25 protein-coding genes are annotated in these 23,605 nt (G+C 69.6%); 13 read left to right on the forward strand and 12 right to left on the reverse strand.

From position 1 onward, the window contains the following. Positions 1–39: 39 nt before the first annotated feature. Positions 40–1,254, forward strand: a complete 1,215-nt coding sequence (locus MMF94_RS01120) for a PucR family transcriptional regulator (protein ID WP_241034470.1) — start codon at positions 40–42, stop codon at positions 1,252–1,254. A 28-nt stretch (positions 1,255–1,282) separates the two neighbouring features. Here the strand turns inward: MMF94_RS01120 and MMF94_RS01125 are convergent, their stop codons facing one another. The 8 genes from MMF94_RS01125 to MMF94_RS01155 all read right to left on the reverse strand — a co-directional run bounded on the left by MMF94_RS01125 (position 1,283) and on the right by MMF94_RS01155 (position 10,632). After that, the gene (locus MMF94_RS01125; RefSeq protein ID WP_241034471.1) at positions 1,283–1,942 is read right to left on the reverse strand and encodes a methionine ABC transporter permease; all 660 of its coding nucleotides are present in this window, start codon (positions 1,940–1,942) and stop codon (positions 1,283–1,285) included. Between the two features lie 72 nt (positions 1,943–2,014). After that, entirely contained in the window at positions 2,015–2,992 is a 978-nt protein-coding gene (locus MMF94_RS01130; protein ID WP_241034472.1) for a methionine ABC transporter ATP-binding protein, read from the reverse strand. A 65-nt stretch (positions 2,993–3,057) separates the two neighbouring features. Next, positions 3,058–3,951: a MetQ/NlpA family ABC transporter substrate-binding protein gene (locus MMF94_RS01135; RefSeq protein WP_241034473.1), complete on the reverse strand. Its 894-nt coding sequence runs from the start codon at positions 3,949–3,951 to the stop codon at positions 3,058–3,060. Between the two features lie 286 nt (positions 3,952–4,237). After that, positions 4,238–5,863, reverse strand: coding sequence for an ABC transporter substrate-binding protein (locus MMF94_RS01140; RefSeq protein WP_241034474.1), 1,626 nt, complete (start codon positions 5,861–5,863; stop codon positions 4,238–4,240). Positions 5,864–6,107: 244 nt separating this feature from the next. Continuing rightward, the gene (locus MMF94_RS43245; protein WP_277398634.1) at positions 6,108–6,236 is read right to left on the reverse strand and encodes a hypothetical protein; all 129 of its coding nucleotides are present in this window, start codon (positions 6,234–6,236) and stop codon (positions 6,108–6,110) included. An 87-nt stretch (positions 6,237–6,323) separates the two neighbouring features. After that, complete coding sequence (locus tag MMF94_RS01145; RefSeq protein WP_241034475.1) at positions 6,324–8,012, reverse strand: PEP/pyruvate-binding domain-containing protein; 1,689 nt, start codon at positions 8,010–8,012, stop codon at positions 6,324–6,326. Positions 8,013–8,361: 349 nt separating this feature from the next. Beyond that, a complete protein-coding gene (locus tag MMF94_RS01150; protein WP_241034476.1) occupies positions 8,362–9,450 on the reverse strand; it encodes a TerC family protein in 1,089 nt (362 codons plus the stop codon). A 318-nt stretch (positions 9,451–9,768) separates the two neighbouring features. Next, entirely contained in the window at positions 9,769–10,632 is an 864-nt protein-coding gene (locus MMF94_RS01155; RefSeq protein WP_241034477.1) for an alpha/beta fold hydrolase, read from the reverse strand. A 537-nt stretch (positions 10,633–11,169) separates the two neighbouring features. Between MMF94_RS01155 and MMF94_RS01160 the strand changes: the two genes are divergently transcribed. Together MMF94_RS01160 and MMF94_RS01165 are read left to right on the forward strand one after the other, a co-directional pair. Continuing rightward, positions 11,170–11,349 carry a hypothetical protein gene (locus MMF94_RS01160; protein WP_241034478.1) on the forward strand — a complete coding sequence of 60 codons (180 nt, stop codon included), beginning with the start codon at positions 11,170–11,172 and terminating at the stop codon, positions 11,347–11,349. A 114-nt stretch (positions 11,350–11,463) separates the two neighbouring features. Further along, positions 11,464–12,813: an MFS transporter gene (locus MMF94_RS01165; RefSeq protein WP_241034479.1), complete on the forward strand. Its 1,350-nt coding sequence runs from the start codon at positions 11,464–11,466 to the stop codon at positions 12,811–12,813. 26 nt (positions 12,814–12,839) lie between these two features. On the opposite strand, the gene MMF94_RS01170 is transcribed toward MMF94_RS01165, so the two are convergent. Further along, positions 12,840–13,259, reverse strand: a complete 420-nt coding sequence (locus tag MMF94_RS01170) for a DUF5313 family protein (RefSeq protein WP_241034480.1) — start codon at positions 13,257–13,259, stop codon at positions 12,840–12,842. Between the two features lie 57 nt (positions 13,260–13,316). Here MMF94_RS01170 and MMF94_RS01175 point away from each other — a divergent pair, with 57 nt between their 5' ends. Genes MMF94_RS01175 through MMF94_RS01185 form a run of 3 tightly spaced genes read left to right on the forward strand, consistent with a single transcriptional unit; the run spans position 13,317 to position 14,987 of the window. Further along, entirely contained in the window at positions 13,317–13,796 is a 480-nt protein-coding gene (locus MMF94_RS01175) for a MarR family winged helix-turn-helix transcriptional regulator (RefSeq protein ID WP_241034481.1), read from the forward strand. A 43-nt stretch (positions 13,797–13,839) separates the two neighbouring features. Then, positions 13,840–14,601, forward strand: coding sequence for an SDR family NAD(P)-dependent oxidoreductase (locus MMF94_RS01180; protein ID WP_241034482.1), 762 nt, complete (start codon positions 13,840–13,842; stop codon positions 14,599–14,601). 14 nt (positions 14,602–14,615) lie between these two features. Then, positions 14,616–14,987: a MerR family transcriptional regulator gene (locus tag MMF94_RS01185; RefSeq protein WP_241034483.1), complete on the forward strand. Its 372-nt coding sequence runs from the start codon at positions 14,616–14,618 to the stop codon at positions 14,985–14,987. A 22-nt stretch (positions 14,988–15,009) separates the two neighbouring features. Here MMF94_RS01185 and MMF94_RS01190 read toward each other — a convergent pair whose 3' ends face one another. After that, the gene (locus tag MMF94_RS01190) at positions 15,010–15,369 is read right to left on the reverse strand and encodes an ArsR/SmtB family transcription factor (protein ID WP_241034484.1); all 360 of its coding nucleotides are present in this window, start codon (positions 15,367–15,369) and stop codon (positions 15,010–15,012) included. A 267-nt stretch (positions 15,370–15,636) separates the two neighbouring features. Here MMF94_RS01190 and MMF94_RS01195 point away from each other — a divergent pair, with 267 nt between their 5' ends. After that, positions 15,637–16,866 carry a sodium:proton exchanger gene (locus tag MMF94_RS01195; protein ID WP_241034485.1) on the forward strand — a complete coding sequence of 410 codons (1,230 nt, stop codon included), beginning with the start codon at positions 15,637–15,639 and terminating at the stop codon, positions 16,864–16,866. 9 nt (positions 16,867–16,875) lie between these two features. On the opposite strand, the gene MMF94_RS01200 is transcribed toward MMF94_RS01195, so the two are convergent. Next, positions 16,876–17,277, reverse strand: coding sequence for a GlcG/HbpS family heme-binding protein (locus tag MMF94_RS01200; protein WP_241034486.1), 402 nt, complete (start codon positions 17,275–17,277; stop codon positions 16,876–16,878). A gap of 372 nt (positions 17,278–17,649) precedes the next feature. On the opposite strand from MMF94_RS01200, the gene MMF94_RS01205 reads away from it, so the two are divergent. The 6 genes from MMF94_RS01205 to MMF94_RS01230 all read left to right on the forward strand — a co-directional run bounded on the left by MMF94_RS01205 (position 17,650) and on the right by MMF94_RS01230 (position 23,383). Further along, positions 17,650–18,036, forward strand: coding sequence for a diol dehydratase small subunit (locus MMF94_RS01205; protein WP_241034630.1), 387 nt, complete (start codon positions 17,650–17,652; stop codon positions 18,034–18,036). A gap of 2 nt (positions 18,037–18,038) precedes the next feature. Continuing rightward, positions 18,039–19,748 carry a propanediol/glycerol family dehydratase large subunit gene (locus tag MMF94_RS01210; protein ID WP_241034487.1) on the forward strand — a complete coding sequence of 570 codons (1,710 nt, stop codon included), beginning with the start codon at positions 18,039–18,041 and terminating at the stop codon, positions 19,746–19,748. After that, on the forward strand, positions 19,745–20,329 hold the full coding sequence (locus MMF94_RS01215) for a propanediol/glycerol family dehydratase medium subunit (protein WP_241034488.1): 585 nt from the start codon (positions 19,745–19,747) through the stop codon (positions 20,327–20,329). Before MMF94_RS01210 ends, MMF94_RS01215 begins: the two co-directional genes overlap by 4 nt. Before the next feature lie 29 nt (positions 20,330–20,358). Next, positions 20,359–22,224, forward strand: a complete 1,866-nt coding sequence (locus MMF94_RS01220; protein ID WP_241034489.1) for a diol dehydratase reactivase subunit alpha — start codon at positions 20,359–20,361, stop codon at positions 22,222–22,224. Beyond that, positions 22,221–22,610, forward strand: coding sequence for a glycerol dehydratase reactivase beta/small subunit family protein (locus tag MMF94_RS01225; RefSeq protein ID WP_241034490.1), 390 nt, complete (start codon positions 22,221–22,223; stop codon positions 22,608–22,610). Before MMF94_RS01220 ends, MMF94_RS01225 begins: the two co-directional genes overlap by 4 nt. A 245-nt stretch (positions 22,611–22,855) precedes the next feature. Beyond that, positions 22,856–23,383: a sigma-70 family RNA polymerase sigma factor gene (locus MMF94_RS01230; RefSeq protein WP_241034491.1), complete on the forward strand. Its 528-nt coding sequence runs from the start codon at positions 22,856–22,858 to the stop codon at positions 23,381–23,383. 31 nt (positions 23,384–23,414) lie between these two features. On the opposite strand, the gene MMF94_RS01235 is transcribed toward MMF94_RS01230, so the two are convergent. Next, entirely contained in the window at positions 23,415–23,585 is a 171-nt protein-coding gene (locus MMF94_RS01235; protein WP_241034492.1) for a hypothetical protein, read from the reverse strand. Between the last annotated feature and the right edge of the window lie 20 nt (positions 23,586–23,605).

The raw sequence follows: 23,605 nt of genomic DNA on the forward strand, positions 1-23,605 counted from the left end.
ACTTGCGGTCGAATCCCGTGCTATCCACGAAGGATGGGGATGGAGCGGCGAGCGGCGGCCACCGAGGCGCACCTGCGCGCAATGGCCGAACGGCTCGACGAGCTTGCGCCGATGATCACCGCGCGGATACGCGCCGAGGTGCCCGACTACGCGGCCCTGCCGGTGGTCGAACACCTCCATGATGTGGATTCGCAGATCAGGGGTGTCGTCGACGGGCTGCTGGCCAGGCAGCCTCCGCCCGCCGAGGCGATCGAGCGGGCACGGAAGGTGGGCAGGCGCCGGGCCGCCCGCAATCTGCCGCTGCCCAGCGTCGTCGAGGCCTACCACATCGCCTACCGCGAACTGTGGAACGAACTGCTCGGCCGGGCGCAGGCCGAGGGCCCGGAACAGGCCGGTGCCCTCGTCGGCGAGGTTGCTCTGCTGTGGAACTGGTTCCATCGGCTCAGCGCCACCGTGGCCGAGTCCCACGCGGAGGAGACCCGGCTGCGGGCCACCACGCGCGCGGCACTGCAGCGCCGGTTCGTCGGGATGCTGCGTGGATCCTCGCGCGGGGCGGAGGAGCAGGACGCGCTCGCGCGACAGCTCGGATTCGACCCCGACGAGGAGTTCGTCCTCGCCCGGGCCGACGAGATTCCTGAGACCCGGGTCGAGGAGCTGGACAACCGGTTGGCGGAGGCGGCCGGCACCGTGCAGTGCTCATGGGACGCGGGCTCCGTGGTCGTCATGGCCCAGGGCTGCAGCGACACCGACCTGCTCGACGCCGTGCACGCCGTGATCGCGGACGCCCGCGTCGCGGTGGGCCTGCCGCGACGCGGCGTCGACGGAGCGCGCCTCAGCCTGCTCGACGCGGACGACGCGTTGCTGCGGTCCCGGGCGGTCGGTGCCGACGTGCGTTTCGCCGACGAGTGGCTGCTCGCGACGCTCGGGGCGAGCAGTCACCGGCTGGAAGCCCTGCTCTCGCGTGGCGCAGGCGTCGCCCGCGCCAACCCGGTTCTTGCGGCGACCGTGCAGGCTTTTGCCGATGGCCGCAGCTCCGTCACGGCGTGCGCACGGATCCTGCAGATCCATCCCAACAGCGCCAAGTACCGCCTGGACCGCTGGCGGGCACTCACCGGGTGGGACCCGCAGACGTTCCCCGGCCTCGTGTCGTCACTGGTGTGTCTGGGTCTGTTCGCCCCATCCGAGGAGCGCGCCCCTGCTGAGGGGAACTGTTCACCGTCTCGTCGGACGAACGGCACGTCGGTCCCGACCTGACGGGCGAGGTGCCGCTCGTCCGACGAGCTCACCGGTGCAGAGCGCGGCGCGCCAGCCAGTTTCCGAGCAGCTGTGCCACCTGCACGATCACGATGATGATCACCACCGTGACCAGGGTGACGGGCCAGTTGAACTGCTGGTAGCCGTAGCTGATGGCGAAGTTGCCCAACCCGCCCCCGCCGACGTAGCCGGCCATCGCCGACATGTCGACCACCGCCACGAAGATGAACGTGTAGCCCAGGATCAGCGGGCCCAGCGCCTCGGGCACCAGCACGCTCCAGATGATCCGGAACCGGCTCGCGCCCATCGAGCGGGCGGCTTCGATCACCCCCGGGTCGACGGAGACGAGGTTCTGCTCGACGATCCGGCCGATGAAGAACGTGGCCATCGCCGACATCGGGAACAGCACCGACCGGGTGCCGATCGTGGTGCCCATGACGAGCAGGGTCAGCGGCCCGACCGCGGTGATGAAGATGATGAACGGGATCGGCCGGATGATGTTGACCAGCACGTTGAGCACGTGGAATGCGGGCGCGTTCTGCAGAAGCCTGCCGCGGCGGGTGGCGTAGAGGGCCACACCGAGCGCGAGCCCGAGCAGTCCGGCGATGAGCATCGTCCAGAAGACCATGTAGACGGTTTGCTGGAACGAGAGCCAGAGCACGGGGGTCAGCTGGCCCCAGTCGGTCATGATGCCGCCTCCGCGGGAGGAAGTGCGTCGGCGGTCATGACGCCGCCTCCGCGGGAGTAAGTACGTCGGCGGTCACGATGCCGCCTCCGGCCGAATCTCCTCGACGCGCGTGTGCACGGCGAGGTCGGCGACCAGCGCGTCGATTGCGTCGTTGTCGCCGGTGAGTTCGAAGGTGATGCTCCCGAACGGCTTCTCGGCCAGCTCGCGGATCCCGCCGTAGACGATCGTGCTGTGTACGTCGCTCGCGGCGAGCGCGCTGGACAAGGCAGCACGCGCACCAGGATCGTCGCGCACCCAGACGGTGACCATCCGGCCCTCGAAGTGCTCCCGCAGCCGGGCGAGGGTGTCCTCGGACGGGCGGTCGTGCAGCACGCTGTGCACGAACCGCCGGGTTGCCTCCTGCTGCGGGTCGGCGAACACGTCGTAGACCGGGCCGTGTTCGATCACCTGGCCCTGCTCCATCACCGCGACCTTGTCGCAGATGGAGCTGACCACCTCCATCTCGTGGGTGATCACCACGATGGTCGTGCCGAGCTCCCGGTTGATCCGCTTGAGCAGGGCGAGGACGTCGAGGGTGGTCTCGGGGTCCAGCGCACTGGTGGCCTCGTCGGCGAGCAGGATCCGCGGCGAGGTGGCCAGCGCCCGCGCGATGCCGACCCGCTGTTTCTGTCCGCCGGAGAGCTGGTGGGGGAACTGGCGGGCCTTGTCGGAGATCCCCACGAACTCCAGCAGCTCGGCCACCCGTTGCCGGCGCCGCTCGCGCGGCCACCCGGCGATCCGCAGCGGATAGCCGACGTTGCCCGACACAGTGCGTGAGGAGAACAGGTTGAACTGCTGGAAGATCATCCCGACCTCGCTGCGCAGCTCCCGCAGCCCCCGCTCCGCGAGCTCGCCGGTCACGCGCCCGCCCACGCTGACGGTGCCCGCGGTCGGCAGCTCGAGGGCGTTGATCATCCGGACCAGCGTGCTCTTGCCCGCCCCCGAGTAGCCGATGACACCGGTGATCTCGCCGTCCTCGATGTCGAGGTCGACATGATCAACGGCAAGCACACCTGATCCCCGAGGCCCCGGGAACTCCTTCGCGGCGCCCCGGAAGCTGATCACTGGAGCCACGATCAGCTGCCGATCTTGCGGATGTCGTCCTCGATCCGGACCGTCTCGGCCTGCAGGTCCGCGGCGTCGTTGTTCTTGAAGATCGTGTCCTCGCCCAGATCGGCGCGAATCGCCGCCTCCACCTCGGGGCTGTGGTAGATCGCCACGAGCTGCTGGTAGGTGGGGTTGTCCTTGTCGGCCGCGCGGGCGACGAAGGTGTTGATGTAGGGCTTGGACGCGTCACTGTTCGGGTCGTCGGCGAAGATCCGCTTGTCCTTGCCCAGCTTCGCGGCGGTGGCGTAGTTGTTGTTGACGATCGCGCCGTCGACGCTGGCCAGGTTCGCAGCGGTCTGAGCGGCGTCCACCGGTAGCACCGTGACCTTCGACGTGGTCTGGTCGATGTCGTTGATGGTGGAGAGCGAGTTGCCTCCGCCGCGGAGGCTGATGAGCTTGGCCGCCTGCAGCACCAGCAGCGATCGCGCCTCGTTGGTGGGGTCGTTGGGGATCGCGATCTGGCCGCCCTGCGGGATCTGGTCCACCGAGGTGTGCTTGAGGGAGTACAGCGGCAGCGGATAGACGGCAGTGGCGCCGATCGGCACCAGCGTGTCGTTGTTCTTGACGTTGTAGTTCGCGAGGTACTGCAGGTGCTGGAACTGGTTGAGCTGCAGCTGGTTCTGGGAGAGCGCGGGGTTGGGCTGGTTGTAGTCGGTGAAGTTCACCAACTGCACCGTGATGCCCGCGGCCGCTGCCTCGTCCTTGTAGACCTTCCAGTAGTTCTCGCTCTCGTCCGACACCCCGATCGTGACGACCGGTGCGCCGCCGGATCCGGCGGCCGGAGTCGAGCCGGGTGCGGCGCAGGCAGCGGCCAGGATGAGCGCAGGCAGGAGCAGGAGCAGTGCTCGTCGAGCACGTGGCATGTCGGGGAATCCTTTCGGCGCGCGGGCCGCTCACTCGCGGCCGCGCGGAAGTACCGGTGATCCGGACGGTGGCGTCCGGAGAGACGTGAAGGTGGGCGGGCTCTCGGCCCCGACCGTCCGGCGCGGGAGGCGCCGGACCGTGGTCAGCGGGAGCGAGAGCCCCGGCGACAGCCGTGGCAGCGACAGGGCGGACGAACGGCCGCGACGCAGGCGGCGCGCCGCGCGCCGACTACGGCGCCGCGCTCTCCGCTCGCTCCCCCCACGAGGGTGAATTTATCAGGACGGGCTACTGGGCCTTCCAGGCGTCGTAGAGCTGGATACGTGAGGAGGCGTCGAAGCGGACACCGTGGACGTCGGCTGCGACGCCCAGCACGGTGGTGAGCTCGACGACCGGCACGGTGTAGTAGTTCTGCAGGAGTACCTGCTGGGCCTGGCCGACCACGCCGGTCCGCTTCGCCGGGTCGGCCTCGGCGGCCTGGGCGGCGAGCAGCCCGTCGAGTGGGCCGGGTGAGAGCCGGTAGAAGTTGTTGCCGGTCGTCGCGAACTGGGAGCGCAGGATGTCCGGGTCGGCGCGGGTGAGGTTCCCCCAGGTCGCCACGAAGTTCCCGCTCTGCTGCACGGGCGTCGCGTCGGTGATCGGGCGCTCGCCGAGCTGCAGGTCGATGCCGACCGCCTTGAGCTGCTGCTGGATGAGCTCCAGCGCCGGCCTGTTGGTGCCGGCGTTGGCGAACCAGGTCAGCGGGATCGTCAGCGCCTGGCCGGCCTTGGTGCGGATGCCGTCGGGGCCGGAAGCCCACCCGTCGGCGTCGAGGACGGCGGCGGCCTTGGCGGGGTCGAAGCCCAGCAGGGCGGACTCGTCCTGGTAGGAGGGCGTGCTGGACGCGAGCACGCTGGTGGCCGGCTTGGTCTGGGACGTGTACACGGCACCGACGAGCTCGGGCCGGTTGATCGCCAGCGAGATCGCCTGCCGCACGGCGGGATCGGAGACGATCGGCTTGCTGAGGTTGAAGCTGATCCCGAACGGGATGCCGGGGTTGGCCCGGGCCGGCAGCTGGACGCCCACGGCGGTCAGTGGGGCCTCGTCCTGCTGCCCGATGCTGCCGACGGCGTCGACCTCGCCCGACTGCAGGCTGCCGGTCCGCACACCCGACTCGGGGACCACGCGGAACTCGATCCCGTCCAGGTACGCCTCGCCGGTGTGCGCCGACAACGCCGAGCCCCAGTCGTAGCCCGCGCGCTTGGTGAGGACGGTCGACTGGTTGAGCGTGTAGCTCTGCACGACGAAGGGGCCCGACCCGATCACGGCGGCGCAGCGCTCGTCGTCCGTCTTGGCCACGGTGGCGGGGGAGAGGATGCCGAGGCTGTGGGTGGAGCTGCCCTGCAGGAACTGAACGTTCGGCGCGCTGAAGGTCACCGTGAACCTGGTCGGGCTCTCGACGGTGGTGCCCTGGTAGTTCGCCAGGTAGCCCTTCGGGAGGCTGCCGCGTGCGCCGAGCTGGGGCACCTTGTCGAAGTTCGCCTTGACGGCGGCGGCATCCAGCGGCGTGCCGTCGCTGAAGGTCACACCGGGCCGCAGGTCGAACGTGTACTCGGTGGCGTCGGCGTTGATCTGCCAGCCGGTGGCGAGCCACGGCACGATCTCGCCGGTGTCGGGGTTCTGGTCGGTGAGCGAGTCGACGATCTGGCGCAGGGAGTAGATGGAGTCGTTGCTGGTGACCTGCTGCGGATCGAGGCACCCCTGGTCGCTGCTGACCGCGAACGCGAGCGTGCCACCGGGCTGCGGGGGCCCGGCGTCCGCGGCCGACTGGGCGGACGTGCCCCCGGAGCCGCACGCGGCCAGGCCGAGGACCGCGACGGCGGCGAGCAGGGCCGCCGGCAGCCGCCGTCGGAAGGGGACAGGGAGCGATCTCATGGACGGTGTCCTTCGGGGAGGCTGGGGGTTGGTGCAGAACGGCCCGCGAACCTCGGGGGAACGCCTCGCGGAGTTGCCTCGCCGGGGCGTGGTTCGCGGGCCCGCGCTCTTATCGGGTCAGGGAAGTCAGCGGTCCTGAGCGCGGTTGCTGGGTCGGGCCTCGCAGGCGCTGATCGCGGGGCCGTCCGCCGTCAGCAGCAGGACGGCGGACGGCACAGGGCGCGCTGCAGTGCGGGTTGCGGCGTCACTGCTCGTCGTAGGCGTACCCGCGGCGCGATGGCCAGAAGACCTCGAGATCCGGCCGCAGGCTCCCCGACATCGACACCTCGTCCGCGGAGCGGAGGGGCCGAGGCCCCGGCTGTGCCGATGTCATGCATGCATGCTGCGTTCCGGGCCCCCCGAGAAACAACCCGGCGTCCGGGTCGTGGAAAGGCAGGTCGAATGTCCGGACTCCGGTCCGTCAGTGCGGAACGTGGACCCGGTCGGAACCCGAGGGGGGCGTTCCCCGCGACTCGGGCCGCACACCCAGCGCATCGAACAGATCCTGCTCGTCCAGCGGTGCGCATTCGGTGACCGGGATTCCGCAGGCCGCGAGGAAATGCTCCACCGCCTCCGGCGTTTCCCCCGCCAGACCAAGGCTCGCCTGAGCGGCACCGGGCCAGAAGGTGAACTGGAGCCGCACGTCGTCGACGTCCGCGGTTTCGATCCGCCGTTGCCAAGCCGGCTGCTCGGTGTGGTGCAGGCCGCGCAGCAGGTTCACCCCGATTCCCGCCGTGTCCACGTCCACACGGACGTCCTCGTCGAAGCGGAACGGACGGTCGGGCAGCAGGTTGGTGCGCGTGAACTGGACCCGCGAGCCCGCCCCCGTGGTCTGCACCAACGTGCCGATGCGGCATCCCGAACGGTCGGCGTCGTCGAAGGGAAGGATCTCCTGCACCCGATCCCGAATCTCGACGCCCCGGGCACGCAGATGTGACCGTACGACGTCCTGGAACACCGGATCGACGAGCACCGTCTTGTACAGGCCTTTGTAGTGAAATCCCGACGCACCACGGATACCGGCGTGCCGCACCCCGGCGAAGATCGCTTTCTTCCGCTCGACCAGAGGAAGAGCGAGCAGGGGAGTGACGCGCCCGTCCACCGCGTCCACGAGTAGGGGCATGCCGTCGAGTTCGCGGCCCGGCGTTGCGACGTTCGCGACCACGGCGGGAATTCCGAGTTCGCGCGTCAGCCGGGCCGAGTGGGAGAGGGCGTTTCCCGTGCGAACGATGAGTGCCGCCGCCTCGCTGAGCCGCCCCAGCTCGCCGGCTGTCGGCATCGTGTCCAGCACGACGACCCACCCGCGGACGGGCTTCCCGTCGCCGGCCGCCGTCGCCGGACCGATCCCGTAACCGGGAGAGACCACGACGTCGACGGGCCGGGCGCCGTTCGTGTCGGGGCGGGCCGCGGGCAGGGGCCTGGTCACGGGCGGGGTGACGATGTCGCGCGACTGGAACACGTACAGCCGGCCGTCGTGCACACCCCACTCCACCTCCTGCGGACCGCCGAACTCCGCCTCCAGCAGGTGCCCGAGAGTTTTCAGGGCTGCCGGAAGGTCCGCATCCGTGACCGCCCAGTTCGCCGGTGCGGGCGCCGGGACGCCTGCCCGTGGAAGCGTGTAGCGCTCTTTCGCGCCCAGCCCCCTGACGACTCGCGTGTCGGGTCCGTCGGCGAACTCCACCAGCATGGTGGCGCTCTCGGCGATCGGGTTCCTCGTGGACAGCACGCCCGAGACCGCACTCGGAACCATGCGCTGGACGACCACATGCATCGGTGCGCGCGTGCTGGCGCCGTGCAGGGCCTGATAGGCGATCGCCGACAGGACCTCGTCGGCGGTGTGGAGATCGGCGTACGACCCGTGCACGCCGCCCGGGACGATGTCCTTGTCGGCGGAAGAGCTGTGCACCATGACCGGCACCCCGGAAAACACGGTGTCCATCAGCTCGCGCACATCTGCGGCCACGATCTCGGAATGGGTTGTCGCGTAGTGTTCGTCATTGAGAACGTAGGCTTCGGGAACCGGGAGACCGGCGTTGAGCATCGTGCGCAATCGCCCCCCCTTGATGCCGACGTCCAGCGGGCATGCCTGTAACGCAAGCAGCAACTCCACGATTGACAGCCTCTCTAGCAGGGCCTGGTGCCGGATTGGCGCTGTGCCGCGCCGCTATCCGGGGAAACGGAATTCCTGCAGAGACTGTTCACGCGTATGACCCGCGACATAGGGGGGACCCCGGGGCGTTGATCACTGTTCACATTACGCGGCGATCACCTCAGGCATCGCCGGGAGCCCGAAAAACGGCACGGGGATTGATCTTTCACGTTCTGCCCGCGGCGGCCCCAGGCGGTTCGCGCCGCGCGGTCCGGCCCGGGCCGTCGCGGCCCTGGAGAGAGAACATCCCCCGATGCTCGTTGCGGGGACGAGCATCGGGGGATGGGGCAGGCTCCCGTCGGGGCGGGCCTCAGTCGCCGGCGACGCTACGCCCGCTCTTGGGCGTGTGCGCCTGGTCGTGGTCGGAACGCTCGTCGTCGGAGTGGCTGTGGTCGGAGTGGTCGTTCCCGGCCGCCGTCGGCGGCGCGTGGACGACCGAGGGGTCGCGCTTGGCCTTCACCAGGCTCGCGATGGTGGTGATGACCAGGACGCCGACGATCACGCTGAGCGAGAGTTCGATGCCGACGGTGGGGACCGGCACGGGTTCGCCGCCGTTGATGAACGGCAGGTTGTTCTCGTGCAGCGCCTCGAGCACCAGCTTCACGCCGATGAAGGCGAGGATCACCGAGAGCCCGTAGGACAGGTAGACCAGCCGGTTGAGCAGTCCGCCGAGCAGGAAGAACAGCTGTCGCAGGCCCATCAGCGCGAACGCGTTGGCCGTGAAGACGAGGTAGGGCTCCTGCGTAAGGCCGAAGATCGCCGGGATCGAGTCGAGGGCGAACAGGAGGTCGGTGAAGCCGATCGCAAGCATCACCATGAGCATCGGGGTGAGCAGGCGCTTGCCGTTGACCCTCGCGAACAGCTTGGTGCCGTGGAAATCCTCGGTGACCGGCAGGTACTTGCGCAGCAGTCGCACTGGGGCAGGCTCACCCGCGTCGTGCTCGGTGCCCTGGCGCGCCAGGTTGACCGCCGTGACCACGAGGATGACCGCGAACAGGTAGAAGATCCAGCTGAACGCCGCGATGGCGGCAGCACCGATGGCGATGAAGATGCCGCGCATGATCAGCGCGATCACGATTCCCACCAGCAGTACCCGGTGTTGGTGCACCGACGGCACGCTGAACGCCGCCATGATGACCACGAACACGAACAGGTTGTCGACCGAGAGTGAGTACTCGGTGATGTAGCCGGCGAAGAACTCCCCGGCGAAGGCGCCGCCGGCGAAGAACCAGATCCCTATGCCGAAGAGCACGGCGAGTGCCACGTAGAAGAGCACCCAGCGGGTGGCTTCCTTCATCGTGACGGTGTGCGGTTTGTGGTCGACCAGGAACAGATCGGCGAGGATGATGGCCACCAAGCCGCCGATGGTGGCGAGCCACAGCCAGGTAGGCACGTTCACTGAGGGGACCTCCGGGGGTCGCTCGGGCAACGCGGAACGGCCCGAGGTCTCTCCCATCGGCCCTGGGTGAGGTGGTGCGGGCCGATCGATGGCGCCGGGTCCCGATGGCGGTGGGCTCCGTGCTGACGACGCCACCGCGAGCGGGATACTCCCCTACGGTGCTGTGGACATTCCATCATGATCCGAACCGGTCGGCACAGGCGGAGTGACGTTGGACACGTCACGTTTGAGCAAGTTGCCCGGATCGAGGGTATCTGCTGCGGGCACTAAGTCGCAGCGGCAGACGTTCCCCGCCCGCGGCCCGCTCCGGTGTGGAGCTCATCCGAGGAAGGTGTTGACCTCCGCGGCGAACTCGGTGGGGTACTGGAAGAGGAACCCGTGGCCCGCGTTCGGGTAGATCGAGAGCGTGGCGTTCTGCAGGTTCGACGCCAGTAGCCTGCTGTTCCTCGTCGGTATGAGGATGTCGCAGTCGCCGTTGGCCACCAGCGTGGGACGCCCGATCCCGGCGAGCCGGTGCAGGCGGGTCGGATCCGGGATCCCCCAGGCGGTGACCGCGTCGAGCTGGGCGTCGCGGGTCTGGAGGCTGGTCGGTTCGTCCCGGTCGTGCGTCCGGCTGCAGATGCGGTCGATCGCGTCCCAGCCCTTGCCGACGCTCGTCGGAGTCCGCTCGAAGAAGAGATAGAGGAAGTCCTCGCCCGTGGGCTCGTCGGGTGTCGCCGCGTCCAGGACGTCCGGGGTGTAGCCGTGCATCTGCTCGCCGCCCTGTGGGCCGGTGCCTGCCAGTACGAGGCGGCGCACGAGTTGCGGCCTGATGAGGGTGAGTTTCTGGGCGACGAAGCCACCGAGGCAGAACCCGAGGATGTCGAGTGTGCGTAGGCCGAGGGCGTCGACGAACGCGAGTGCGTCGCGCGCCATCGCCGTGACGCTGCTCGGTGTCCGTCCCGAGGATCCGCCCACACCGGTGTTGTCGAGCAGGATCACTTCACGTTCGGCTGCGATCGCGTCGATGAGCAGCGGGTCCCAGTTGTCGAGGTTGCCGCGGAAGTGCTGCAGGAACAGCAGTGGTGTCGTCTCGGGCCCGGTGCTGCCGAAGCGGCGGTAGGCGTACGTGATCCCGTTGCCGGCCTCGATGTGGAGGTTGGGGGCGGTGACCTGTCTCGGACTGGTGGTGGGTGTGGACATCGCGTGGGCCGTCACGCCGCCGGCACGGCTGCGACGTAGGGATCGAGCCGGTCATCGCTGCGGTACGGACCGGCTTCCGGATGGTGCGACACGGGCAGGGGTGCTCCTTCGGGGAACGGGCTGACGCGAGGTCGGCCGACATCGGCGTCTCACCCCACTGTCGTGCCGCACGGCCCGGGGCGACACCCGGGAACGCCCGTGACAACTCCCTGGCGGGTGTGGTCTCGACCTCTACCGGGTGGGTTCTCGCCACTGGCTCCGTAACTGCGTCCGGGATATCGGATTTGCGCACATCCGGTGCCACTCCGAGGTGAAGCGGGCGGCCGCGGCACGCTGAGCCGGGGTTTCCGCAGGGGGCCACCTCGGCGTGACGACGTGGATTCCGCCCGTGTCCTGATTCCGCTGCCCCGGGACCGGACCCAGGGGTCTCACGGGTGCGGTTCCCGGGGGCGGTGCGTGACAGTTGTCCTCGATGTCAGCGAACGGAGGGTGCACTTTCCGGCCCGTGGCCCGTGCGCTCACCCATGGGAGGCAGCCATGCCGGTAGACGAGACCTGGACCGGAGGATGGATCGTCGTGGACCAGGACGGCCACGAGCTCACTCGTGACCCCCTGTCCGGGGAACGGTTCACCGAGGCCACCGCGAACCAGGAAGCCGCCGCATCACGCTTCGCGGGGGTCGACGCGCGCGCTGTCTTCCGGCAAGCGGCCGCCTGAGATCCCCGGCCGGCCCCCGTCACGTTTCGCGCCGGCCGTCATCGGCGCGCATGCGGGTTAGCATCCCGCGAGGTCCGGGCACGAGGCCGGGCGGTGACGACGGGGGAGACTGCGATGGCGCAGGACACGGTCGCGGACGCGATCGACGACGGCTCCGGCAACCTGGTCGACAAGCGCAACCTGCGCACGGCCGCCTGGGGCGGACTCATCGGAACCGCCCTCGAGCAGTACGACTTCGTCATCTACGGCACTGCCACCGCGATCATCTTCAACCGCATCTTCTTTCCCGACGCCGATCCCGCCATCGCCGTGATCGCCGGATTCGCCACCTATGCGGTCGGGTTTCTCGCCCGGCCGCTCGGAGGCCTCTTCTTCTCCCGCTACGGCGACCGGCTGGGCCGCAAGTTCGTGCTCGTCACCACCTTGTTCCTCATGGGCATCTCGACGTTCCTCATCGGTGCCCTGCCGAGCTACGAACAAGCCGGTCTGCTCGCGCCCGCGCTGCTGGTCGTGCTGCGGCTGCTCCAAGGGTTCGGGGCCGGCGCCGAGCAGGCGGGCGGGGTGGTGCTGCTCACCGAGGTCGCCCCGCGCGAGCGGCGTGGCCGCTACGCGTCGCTCGTGTTCGTCGGCGCGTCCGCAGGTACAGCGCTCGGTGCCGTCGTCTGGATCCTCGCGCAGTTGCTCCCCGACGAGCAGTTGCTCGCATGGGGGTGGCGGCTCGTGTTCTTCTCGAGCGCGTTCGTGACGCTTGCCGCGTACATCCTGCGCAGGCGGCTGCGTGATGCACCGGTCTTCGAGCAGGCGAAAAAGGAGCGGGAGCAGGAACGCACCGTCGCCGAGTCGCCGATCAAGAGCGTGTTCACGGTGGGCCGACGGCCGTTCTTCCGCACGTTTGCCCTCAACATCGGCGGCAACACCCAGTCGTACGTGTTCCAGGTCTTCATGGGCAGCTACCTGATCCAGACCGTGGGCGTCGACCAGCGGCTGGTGCCGCAGGCGCTGCTCGTCGGCGCGATCTTCGGGTGCGTCTCCGCGTTCGTGACGGGTGTGCTCACCGACAGGTACGGGCGCAAGCCGGTGATCATCGGCGTGGCCGGGTTCCTCGTGCTGTTCCCGGCACCCGCGTTCCTGATGCTGGACACCGGCAACACTGCGCTCGTCGTGCTCGTGATCGTGCTCGGGTTCATCTTCGCCGCATACGGCACGGTCGGCTCGCAGGCCGCCGCCTTCGCCGAGCTCTCGGGCTCGCGGTACCGCTATGCGGGCGTCGCGCTCGGGCGCGAGTTCTCCGCGGTGCTCGGGGGTGGCATCGCACCCCTCCTGTCGGGAGTGCTCGTCCAGCTGTTCGCCGGGTGGATCGGTGTGGTGGTGTACATGACCGCGATCATGCTCGTCACCCTCGTCACGGCCGTCCGGATGCCGGAGACACGCGGTCGGGACCTGAGGCTCGAGGCGGACGCCTGACGCACTGCGCGGCCGTGGCGGCCCGGTCAGCCGCCGCCGCTGCTCTGGCCAGAGCGCCAGCGCTGCTCGTAGCGACGCTCCTGTTCCTCGCGCTCGGCGGCCCCGTGCATGCCCCGGATCCGGCCGGCGGTGCCCCGCGGGTAGCCGGCCTTGACGGCGCGGTGCTCGGTGGTCTCGTAGACGTAGGCCCCCGAGTAGAAGTACCCCAGCAGGAGCCCGGCGAGAACGGCGCACCCCCTCACCCAGGCCGGGCCCGGGATCAGCAGGTAGAGAACGACGGCGATCGGGAGCAACTGCACTGTTGCACGGATCATGTGTCGCAGCACCCACGTGCGCGCGGTCACGTCGTGCAGGACCCATTCCCGGTACTCGGGCGGCAGGCCGCGCCCGAAGGCGTACAGCAGCCATCGCACCGGTCCTGGGCGACGCGGTGAGGTCTCGCTCATTTGCGCCCCAATGCTTTGTGTCCAAACTGAACCTGTTCCTGACGCTACCCTGGACGCGTGCCCGAAGTATCCACAGGTGACGCATCAGACGTCGTCGAGCTCGTCGACCCCCTGCAGCTCGACCGCCAGGTCTGTTTCGCCCTATCCGTGGCCGCTCGCACCGTGGTGTCGCTCTACCGCCCCCTCCTCGAACCGATGGGCCTGACCCATCCCCAGTACCTGGTGATGCTGGCGCTCTGGGAGCGCTCACCCCGCTCGGTCAAGGACCTCAGCTCGGCGCTCGCCCTCGACCCGGGGACGTTGTCACCGCTGCTGAAGCGGCTGGAGGCTGCGGGCCTCGTGATGCGCGGTCGCGCGCCGGCCGACGAGCGGACCCTCGCTGTGACCCTGACGGATGCCGGGCGCCGGCTGCGGGCCGACGCGGAGCGGGTTCCGCCTGCGATCGTGGCGAGGCTCGGGATGGAGATCTCGGAGCTGGAAGATCTGCACGGCGTCCTCACCCGGGTGATCGCGGCGGCTCGCGACCCCCAGGGGTAACGCTTGACCCTGCCACCTGCGGCAGGGTTCGACGATCAGCGGTATGCACAGCAGCAACGAGGAGCACAGCGGCAGGGTTGTCGTCGTCACCGGGGCAGGAACGGGCATCGGGCGGGCCACCGCCCGGGCGTTCGCGGCCGAGGGTGCGCTGGTGACGGCCGTGGGACGGCGGGTCGAGCCACTCCGCGAGGCCGCCGCAGGATCCGGCCGGATCACCCCGCTGGTCGCCGACATCACCGCCGACGGCGAGCCCGAGCGGATCGTCTCGGCGGTGTCGGACGCGTACGGAAGGCTGGACGTGCTGGTGAACAACGCCGGCATCGTGCGCAGCGGCGCCCTCGGTGCGCTCGAGACCGAGTCGATCGACGCCCAGATCGCCACCAACGTGGTGGCGCCCATCTTGCTCACGCAGGCGGCGCTACCTGCACTGGAGAACACCCGCGGCGTGGTCGTGAACGTCAGTACGTCCGTGGGGCAGCGCGCCTTTCCGGGCAGCTCGGTCTACGCGGCGACCAAGGCCGCGCTCGACCTGCTGACGCGTACCTGGGCGGTCGAGCTCGCACCCCGCGGGATCCGGGTGGTCGCGGTCGCACCAGGGGGCATCGACACCCCGATCGGCGAACACCAGGGACTGACACCGGAACGACGGGCCGCGGTTCGCCAGTGGCAGTTGACGCACACGCCACTCGGCCGCATCGGGCGTCCGGACGAGGTGGCGTGGACGATCACCCAGCTGGCGGCCCCGGCGGCATCGTTCGTCACGGGGGTCGTGCTCCCGGTCGACGGGGGAGCGGTCGTGGCCTGACTACTGTCGCCGGGGTGCGGATCGGCGAACTGGCGACGATGACGGGGGCGACCGTCCGCGCGCTGCGGCACTACGAACAGGCCGGGCTGATCGTCTCGGAACGGGCGCACAACGGCTATCGGATCTACGACGAGTCAGCGGCGGTGCGGGTGCGCAACATCCGCCTTCTGCTGGCCGCGGGGCTCACGCTCGACGACGTGCAGGCCTTCCGTGTCTGCTTGGACGGGGACGTGGCGGCGGTCCCGCCGTCCGTCGAGGGCTTGCGGGTCGCGGCGAGGCGGCTGGCCGTGATCGACCAGCGCATCGCCGCGCAGGCCGAGGTCAGGGACAGGCTGGCGGCCGCGTTGCGGCTGGCCGGGGCCGATCGGGACCGGCCGGTGGCCTGAGCGGCTCGTCCGGGCCAGGCCCTCACGGGTCGGGCGCGAGCGTCCCGTCCGCCGCGATGTGGCTGAAGATCTGCTCGATCATCGCGAGGACGTGCGGGTCGTCCACCGCGTAGTACGTGTGCCTGCCGTCGCGGCGGGCCGAGATGACCCCGGCGAGCCGCAACTTGCCGAGGTGCTGGCTGGTGGTGGCGATGCTCAGCCCGACCCGGTCTGCCAGGGTGCCCACGTCGAACGTCTCGTGTGCCATCAGCCATGCCAGGTGTAAGCGCGCCGGGCTGCTGAGCAGTGCGAATGTCGCCGCGGCCGACCGCAGCTGTGGCTGGGTCGGTTCCACGGCGTGACTCGAAGGTCCTGGAGCGCTCGCCGCGGGCAGGTTCGCCATGGAGGAATCCTCCCGTCCCGACGCCGTCGTCGCCAGCCGCCTCGTCATTCGTCAGTTGCGCAATCGACGAAACGTATGTAAGGGTATGCGCACTGAAGGGGAGTAGTCCGGCAGACCTGATCGTCGACATGCTGAGGACCCGGTGGTCCTCCGGCGACAGGGCCCGCGAGTAGCGGGTGGACGAGACCTTCGGCCAGTCGAGTCGTCTGGCCGGAGTGTCCCCCGAGGCCTTCCGGTCACGGCGACGCGCCGTCCTGGAAGGTCGTCATGGTCTACAAGTCGGTACGCCCCTTTGCGCTGTGCGTGCTGCTCACGCTCCCCGCCCTGGTGGTGCGTCTCGGTGGCATCGAGCTACCACCGGTGCTCGGGTTGGCGGTGTTCGGTGCCGCCGTGGTGGCGGCGTCGTTCCTGCTGGCCTGGGGCGCCGAAGCCGCGCGTATGGACATCTCGGGCGCCCTGGCGATCGCGGTGCTGGCCGTGATCGCCGTGCTGCCGGAGTACGCGGTGGATCTCTACTTCGCCTACACCGCCGGCAGCGATCCGAGCTACGTGCCGTACGCGGCTGCGAACATGACCGGATCGAACCGCCTGTTGCTCGGGCTGGGCTGGTCGGTCGTGGTGATCATCGCCCTGTTCGTGGCCTCGCGCCGCTCGGGCCGGAAGGTCCGCGAGCTGCTCCTGGCGCCCGGGCACCGCGTCGAGCTGGGCTTTCTCGCCATAGCGTCGGTCGTGGCGTTCATCGTCCCGCTCTTCGGGCAGATCCACCTCGTCCTGGGCTTCGCGCTGCTCGGGCTGTTCGCGTTCTACCTCTGGAAAGTCTCCCGGGCGGAGGCCGAGGAGCCGGAGCTCATCGGGCCGGCCGCCAGGGTCGGGGCGCTGCCGACGCCGGTGCGGCGGCCACTGGTGCTCGGGTTGTTCCTCTTCGCCGCCATGGTCATCCTCGCCTCGGCCGAACCGTTCGCGCACTCGCTGATCGGGACCGGTGCCGAGTTCGGTGTCGACGAGTTCCTGCTGGTGCAGTGGCTGGCCCCGCTGGCGTCCGAGGCGCCGGAGTTCATCGTGGCGATCCTCTTCGCGGTGCACGGCCGGGGCACCGACGCGATCGGCACGCTGATCTCGAGCAAGATCAACCAGTGGACGCTCCTGGTCGGAAGCCTGCCCATCGCCTACCTGCTCGGCGGCGGGCCCACCGCACTCGTACTCGACAGCCGCCAGATCGAGGAGTTCCTGCTCACCGCGACGCAGACGTTGCTCGGGGTCGCCGCGTTGCTGGCGTTGCGGTTCCCGCGCTGGCTGGCCGTCACGCTGCTCGGCCTGTTCGCGTTGCAGTTCGTCTTTCCGGGCCAGCAGGCTCGCTACGTCCTCTGCGCCGTCTACGCAGTGCTGGCGGCCGCTGCGCTCATCCGCAACCGGCGCCACATCCTGGCCACGCTCGCCGCGCCCTTCCGGAGCGGCGAGACGAGGGTGGCGAGCGACGCCGGGCAGCTCACGCGGTGACCTGGCGGGTCAGCTGACGGCCTTGGCTGCCGCGGACGCCACCGTCACGTCCTCGTCCACGGTGCCGGCGCTCACGCCCACCGCGCCGACGAGATCGCCATTCCGGTACAGGGGGATGCCACCGCCGAACGTCACCATGCCGCCGGCGGTCTGCTCCAGCCCGTAGAGCTCCGCCCCCGGTTGCACCAGGGGGGTCAGCTCATCGGTCGGGCGGTTCATCAAAATGGCGGTGACCGCCTTGCGCTGTGAGATGTCGATGCTCGCGCGGATGGCGCCGTCCTGGCGTCCGAATGCCAGCAGGTGGCCACCTCCGTCCACCACTGCGACGTTCATCGGTTGTCCGATTTCGTCGGCTTTCTTGAGTCCGGCTTCGAGGACTTTCTGCGCCTCGGCGAACGTCAGCACGCTCATGATCGGTTCGTCCTTTCATGGTCGTTCCCGGTTTTGAACCCGGCTGGGTGCGGGGCCCGGGATTCGACCCAACCCCAATCGCGTCCGAAGCGATAGGCCCGCGATCAGCGAACACTGTCCCCCCTCACCCAGAGGTGAGGTACAGCCGGGTGTTTCGTCCTCACCCGTTCTCGCTCGGCACGCCGTCGACCGCTTGCTTGCGGGTTGTCGTCGGCGGGTCGTAAGCATGCCGCCCTTGACCTGCGGGACAACGAAGGCGCAACGTGTTTCCCGGTGACGGTCGGGGCATCGGGGCCGCCGCTCCGGCCAGTGATGAGAGGTGATCGCGTGGAAATCCCCGCGAAACTCCAGAAAAGTGACTATCCGCTGTCGATGAACCGTCCGGAGCTGATCCGGACGCCGACCGGAAAGCCCCTCGCCGAGGTGACGATGGCGGCGGTCGTCGCGGGCGATCTCACGAATGAGGATCTCCGGATCAGCGCGGAGACGCTACAGCTACAGGGTGAGATCTCCGACGCCGCCGGCCGACCGCAGCTGGCGAACAACATGCGCCGGGCCGCCGAGATGACCGCGATTCCGGACGCGGAGGTTCTGGAGATCTACAACGCGTTGCGTCCGCGGGCATCGAGCCGGGAGCGGCTCGATGCGATCGCCGATCGGCTCGAGTCGCACTATTCGGCGCCCGTCAACGCGGCGCTGGTCCGCGAGGCGGCGCAGGTCTACGCGGCGCGCAACCTGCTCGCCCGTGAGGAGGACTGACGATGACGGCCACCGCACCGAAACCCACGGCCACGAAGGTCTCCAAGCGGACCGAGATGTTGGAGAGCCGTCCGGTCAATCTGGACGGCTTCGTCGAGGAATGGCCCGAGAAGGGCCTCGTCGCGATGGAGAGCGAGTACGACCCGAAGCCGAGCATCCGGGTCGAGGACGGCGTCATCGTCGAGCTCGACGGCAAGGCCCGCGCCGACTTCGACTTCATGGACACCTTCATCGCGAACCACTCGATCGACGTCGCCTCGGCGGTGGAGGCCAACGCCATCCCCTCCGACGAGATCGCCCGGATGCTGCTCGACCCCAGGGTCAGCCGGGCGGCCGTGCTCGAGGTGACGCGTGGCCTGACCCCGGCGAAGCTGCTCGATGTCGTCAAGCTGATGAACGTCGTCGAGATCATGATGGCGATGCAGAAGATGCGCTCCCGGCGCACGCCCGCGAACCAGGCGCACTCCACCAGCGCGCGGGACAACCCGATCCAGGTCGCCGCGGACGCCGCCGAGGCCGCCCTGCGCGGCTTCGCCGAGCTGGAGACCACGCTCGGCGTGGTGCGCTACGCGCCGCTGGTCGCGATCGCGCTGCAGATCGGGGCGCAGACCGGACGCGGTGGAGTGATCACCCAGTGCGCCCTGGAGGAGGCCACCGAGCTGGAGCTGGGGATGCGCGGCATCACCGGCTACGCGGAGACGATCTCGGTGTACGGCACCGAGTCGGTGTTCGTCGACGGTGACGACACGCCGTGGTCGAAGGCGTTCCTCGCCTCGGCGTACGCCTCGCGCGGGATCAAGATGCGCTTCACCTCGGGCACCGGCTCCGAGGTGCAGATGGGCAACGCCGAGGGCAAGTCCATGCTGTACCTGGAGATCCGCTGCATCCTGATGGCCAAGGGTGCGGGCGTGCAGGGCCTGCAGAACGGCTCGATCAGCTGTATCGGCGTGCCGGGCGCGGTGCCCGGCGGCATCCGTGCGGTGGCGGCCGAGAACCTGATCGCCTGCATGGTCGACCTGGAGTGCGCGGCCGGCAACGACCAGTCGTTCTCGCACTCGGCCATGCGGCGCACCAGCAGGCTGATGCCGCAGATGATGTCCGGCCAGGACCTGATCTGCTCGGGCTTCTCCGGGGTGCCGAACTCGGACAACATGTTCGCCGGGTCGAATCTCGACGTCGAGGACTACGACGACTGGAACACCATCCAGCGCGACCTGCAGATCGACGGCGGTCTCCGGCACGTCCGCGAGGACGAGATCCTGCAGGTCCGCAACAAGGCGGCCAGGGCCTTGCAGGCCGTGTTCGCCGAGCTGGACCTGCCCCGGATCACCGACGACGAGGTGGAGGCCGGGACCTACGCGAACTCCAGCGCCGACTACCCGTTCCGGGACGTCCTGGAGGACCTCAAAGGTGCCCAGTCGGTGATGGACCGCGGGATCACGGGTCTGGACCTGGTGCGGATCCTCGAACGCACCGGCTTCGCGGACGTGGCGGACAGCTACTTGCAGGTGCTGCGCCAGCGCGTCTCGGGGGACCTGCTGCAGACCGCCGCGATCCTGACTCCGGACTTCGTGCCGCTGTCGGCGATCAACGACGCGAATGACTATGCAGGCCCGGGCACGGGATACCGGCTCAGCGGGCAGCGGTGGGAAGACCTGAAGAGACTGCGCCACGTCACCAGCGCGAGCAACCCGGAGACGGAGGTCTCGTGAGTACCCCCTCGGCCACTCGCACCTTGTCCCTTCGCGAGATCGGGCAGGCCCAGCGTGGCACCCGGGAGGACGAGGTCGTGATCGCGGTGTCACCGGCCTTCGCCTCGACGTTCACCAAGACCATCGTCGACGTCCCGCACGCGGAAGTGCTGCGCCAACTGCTGGCGGGCGTCGAGGAGCAGGGCATGCACGCCCGGGTCATCCGGGTGTGGGACACCGCGGACCTCGCCGCGATCTCGCACCTCGGAGCGCGGCTGTCCGGCTCGGGTATCGCGGTGGGCATCCTGTCCCGCGGCACGACCATGATCCACCAGAAGGATCTGGCGCGCCTGTCCAACCTCGAGCTGTTCCCGCAGTCCCCGCTGCTCGACGCCGAGGTGTTCCGGCGGATCGGCAGCAACGCGGCGCAGTACGCCAAGGGGGAGTCGCCGGAGCCGGTGCCGACGCGCAACGACCAGATGGCCCGCCCCCGGTGGCAGGCCAAGGCGGCGTTGCTGCACCTGAAGGAGTTCGACTGCATCGTGCCCGACCGCAAACCGGTCGAGGTCGAGCCGGCGTTCGAGCTGAGCAACACAGGTTGAGCCGCGCCGACCGGGAAGGAAGTGGGTCGGTGCGGCTCGTCGTCGGCGTGGACATCGGCAACTCCACCACCGAGGCGTGCGTCGCGGACGTCGACGAAGCCGGTGGCGTGACGTACCTCGGCACCGCCCTGACCCACACCACCGGGGTCAAGGGCACACCGGACAACACCGCCGGAGCCGTGTCGGCGGTACGCCGGGCCTTGGAGCGGGCGCGCCGCGACCCCGCGGACCTCGACACCGTGCTGCTCAACGAGGCCACGCCCGTGATCAGCGGGCTCGCCACGGAGACCATCACCGAGACGATCATCACCGAGTCCACGATGATCGGGCACAACCCGACGACGCCGGGCGGGGAGGGTCTCGGGGTCGGGACGACGGTTCCGATCAGCGAGCTGAGCGGTGCGACCCATGACGGGCCGCTGGTCGTCGTGGTGCCGTTCGGGTGGGACTTCGACGACATCGCCGTCACGCTCAACACCGCAACCGGCTCCGGTGCCGAGATCGTGGCAGCGGTCCTCGGCCACGATGACGCGGTGCTCGTGGCCAACCGGCTGGAACGAGCGATCCCGATCGTCGACGAGGTGGCCGCGGTGGACCGGGTCCCGCTCGGGATGCTCGCCGCGGTCGAGGTGGCCGCACCCGGCCAGACCATCCGCACGCTGTCGAACTCCTACGGCCTCGCCACCGTCTTCGAGCTCGACCCGGACCAGACGCGCAAGGTCGCGCCGGTGGCACGCGCGCTGACCGGCAACCGGTCGGCCGTGGTGGTGCGCACGCCCAGCGGTGACGTCACCGACCGGCGGATCCCGGTGGGGCTGCTCGAGCTGACCGGGGCGGGCAAGACCCTGCGGGTGGACCTCGACGCCGGTGCCGAGCAGATCATGGCCGAGTTGGCGCGCGTGCAGCCGCTCGAGGATGCGACGGGCGAGCCTGGCACGCACGTCGGCGGGATGCTCGCGCAGGTTCGCGACACGATGACCGACGTGACCGGGCAGCCGGCGTCCGAGGTCCGGATCGGGGACGTCCTCGCCGTCGACACCTTCGTGCCCGCCGAGGTGCGGGGTGGGCTGGCCGGTGAGATCGCGCTGGAGAACGCGGTCGCCCTTGCGGCGATGGTGAGCACCAGCGGCAGCCGCATGCAGGTGGTCGCCGACGACGTGGCCGCCGCGCTGGGCTGCGCGGCCCGCATCGGAGGCGTCGAGGGCGAGATGGCGGTGCGCGGCGCCCTCACCACGCCCGGGGTGGACAAACCCGTCGTGGTGCTCGACATGGGCGGGGGGTCTACGGACGCGGCCCTGCTCACGCGCGACGGGACGGTCGGCGCGGTCCACGTCGCCGGGGCGGGTGAGCTGGTCACCAGGCTGATCGATTCTGAGCTGGCGCTGGACAACCGGGAGGTCGCGGAATCGGTCAAGTGGTTCCCGCTCGGGAAGGTGGAGAGTTTCTTCCACATCCGCCACGAGGACGGCACGGTGCAGTTCTTCACCACGCCACTGCCGCCGACGGTGTTCGCCCGGGTCGTGGCGATGACGCCCGAAGGCCCCGTACCGATCGCCACCCGGCACTCGGTGGATCACGTGCGGCGGGTGCGGCGCGAGGCCAAGCGGAGGGTGTTCGTGGTGAACGCGCTGCGGGCGCTGCGGCAGATCGCCCCGCAGGGGAACCTGCGGATGCTCGAGTTCGTGGTGCTGCTCGGCGGCTCGGCGCTGGACTTCGAGATCCCGGACATGATCGCCGACGCGCTCGCCGGGCACGGGATCGTCTGCGGCACGGGCAACGTGCACGGGACGGAAGGCCCCCGCAACGCCGTGGCGTCGGGGCTCGTGGACGCGTTCGCCGCCGAGGTCGCCGGTGCCTCCCGGGCGACGGCTGTGAGGGAGAGCAGGGCGTCATGAAGTGCAGCGGGCCGCCGTCAGGCGTCACGGAGAACGCGGAGATCCCCTCGGTCGTCGTGCTCCGGCCGGCCGAGGCCGGGGCTCAGGTGCTGCGCGAGGTGTGCGCGGGCATCGAGGAGGAAGGCGTGCCGACGCGCGTGGTCATGCCCTCCGGTGACACCGACGCCGACGTCGAGACCGTGCTGCTGGCGCACGAGGCCGCTCAGGAGTCGCGGCTGGATGTCGGCGTCGCGCTGGGCGTGGAGGTCGTGGTGGTGCACCACGCAAAGCTGCCGGAACGCTCCCCGGCGCAGGTGGTGCCCGCCGAGGCCGGCACCGTGGGCTGGCGCGGCGCCGGCCGGGCCGCGGCGAGGATTGTGAAGGGTCTGCCCTACGGCGAGGTCTGAGCGCCGGAACCGTTGATCGGACGCCGGAGGGCGTCGCCGATCCGCTCTTGTATATCCCTGGTGTACATCCCCAGGGATACGGCCAGGGACCGTACACGGACGCGATCGGAACGCCCGCTGCACCACGGTGTGGACGTGCTCTCGAGACGGAGGATGCCCCGTGGCTGTGGGGCGGACCTCGGGCGATGCTCCGTTGCCGCACCCGGTGCCATGTGGCTGCCATCCGGGAACAGCGACGAGCGCTGATGGTGGCCAGTCTGCCCGACTGTCAGGAATCGACCGAGGCGTTCGTCCGTGGCTTGTACGAGGACGCGTTCCGCCCGCTCCTCCGGTTCGTGCTGCCGTTGACCGGTAGCCGCGAACGGGCCGAAGAAGTGGTTCAGGAGACGATGGTGCGCGCCTGGCGGCAACACGCCACGGGGTTCGAATCCGGAAGACCGCACGGGTGGTTGTACACCGTCGCCCGCAACCTGGTGACCGACCTACGCCGCCACGACGCCATCCGCCCCGTGATCGTGCACGACGAGATCGCACTGAAAAGGGCGTCCGAATCCGACCCGTTCGAGAAGGCGGTGCACCGCCGGGTCGTCGCCGACGCCCTCAACCAGCTCAGGCCCAAACATCGCGACGTCCTGATCGCGATCTACTACCAGGACTGCTCCCTGGCCGAAGCCGCCCACCGGCTCGGCATCCCGGTCGGGACCGTGAAGTCACGCAGCTACCACGCCCTGCGCGAGTTGCGGGGCGTACTCGAGCAATCAGGAGCGCTGTAACGAGGGCTGCTCCGAACCGCGGGCCTCTGGGTTAGACGCGGCGGGCCCGGAGCCGGGCGGCGAGGAAGCGCCTGGCATGTGCGTGGGCTTCCTTGCGGGCATCCGCGTAGTACCCCGTGGGATCGCGCAGGATGCGGGCGAGCCGCAGCCGTTGCGTCTCGTCGCCGTTTCCGTTGCCGTTGCAGCTGATCCCCTCGTCCACGTGCTCAGGATAGCCCCGCA

This window comes from Pseudonocardia alaniniphila, from assembly GCF_022524485.1.
GTDB classification, from domain to species: domain Bacteria; phylum Actinomycetota; class Actinomycetes; order Mycobacteriales; family Pseudonocardiaceae; genus Pseudonocardia; species Pseudonocardia alaniniphila.

Excerpts from the sequence above, each read along its gene's own strand:
- MMF94_RS01120 (WP_241034470.1), top strand. The coding sequence starts at position 40 with ATGGAGCGGCGAGCGGCGGCCACCGAGGCGCACCTGCGCGCAATGGCC.
- MMF94_RS01125 (WP_241034471.1), bottom strand. The coding sequence starts at position 1,942 with ATGACCGACTGGGGCCAGCTGACCCCCGTGCTCTGGCTCTCGTTCCAG.
- MMF94_RS01135 (WP_241034473.1), bottom strand. The coding sequence starts at position 3,951 with ATGCCACGTGCTCGACGAGCACTGCTCCTGCTCCTGCCTGCGCTCATC.
- MMF94_RS01140 (WP_241034474.1), bottom strand. The coding sequence starts at position 5,863 with ATGAGATCGCTCCCTGTCCCCTTCCGACGGCGGCTGCCGGCGGCCCTG.
- MMF94_RS43245 (WP_277398634.1), bottom strand. The coding sequence starts at position 6,236 with ATGACATCGGCACAGCCGGGGCCTCGGCCCCTCCGCTCCGCGGACGAG.
- MMF94_RS01155 (WP_241034477.1), bottom strand. The coding sequence starts at position 10,632 with ATGTCCACACCCACCACCAGTCCGAGACAGGTCACCGCCCCCAACCTC.
- MMF94_RS01160 (WP_241034478.1), top strand. The coding sequence starts at position 11,170 with ATGCCGGTAGACGAGACCTGGACCGGAGGATGGATCGTCGTGGACCAG.
- MMF94_RS01165 (WP_241034479.1), top strand. The coding sequence starts at position 11,464 with ATGGCGCAGGACACGGTCGCGGACGCGATCGACGACGGCTCCGGCAAC.
- MMF94_RS01170 (WP_241034480.1), bottom strand. The coding sequence starts at position 13,259 with ATGAGCGAGACCTCACCGCGTCGCCCAGGACCGGTGCGATGGCTGCTG.
- MMF94_RS01180 (WP_241034482.1), top strand. The coding sequence starts at position 13,840 with ATGCACAGCAGCAACGAGGAGCACAGCGGCAGGGTTGTCGTCGTCACC.
- MMF94_RS01190 (WP_241034484.1), bottom strand. The coding sequence starts at position 15,369 with ATGGCGAACCTGCCCGCGGCGAGCGCTCCAGGACCTTCGAGTCACGCC.
- MMF94_RS01195 (WP_241034485.1), top strand. The coding sequence starts at position 15,637 with ATGGTCTACAAGTCGGTACGCCCCTTTGCGCTGTGCGTGCTGCTCACG.
- MMF94_RS01200 (WP_241034486.1), bottom strand. The coding sequence starts at position 17,277 with ATGAGCGTGCTGACGTTCGCCGAGGCGCAGAAAGTCCTCGAAGCCGGA.
- MMF94_RS01205 (WP_241034630.1), top strand. The coding sequence starts at position 17,650 with ATGAACCGTCCGGAGCTGATCCGGACGCCGACCGGAAAGCCCCTCGCC.
- MMF94_RS01210 (WP_241034487.1), top strand. The coding sequence starts at position 18,039 with ATGACGGCCACCGCACCGAAACCCACGGCCACGAAGGTCTCCAAGCGG.
- MMF94_RS01225 (WP_241034490.1), top strand. The coding sequence starts at position 22,221 with ATGAAGTGCAGCGGGCCGCCGTCAGGCGTCACGGAGAACGCGGAGATC.
- MMF94_RS01230 (WP_241034491.1), top strand. The coding sequence starts at position 22,856 with ATGGTGGCCAGTCTGCCCGACTGTCAGGAATCGACCGAGGCGTTCGTC.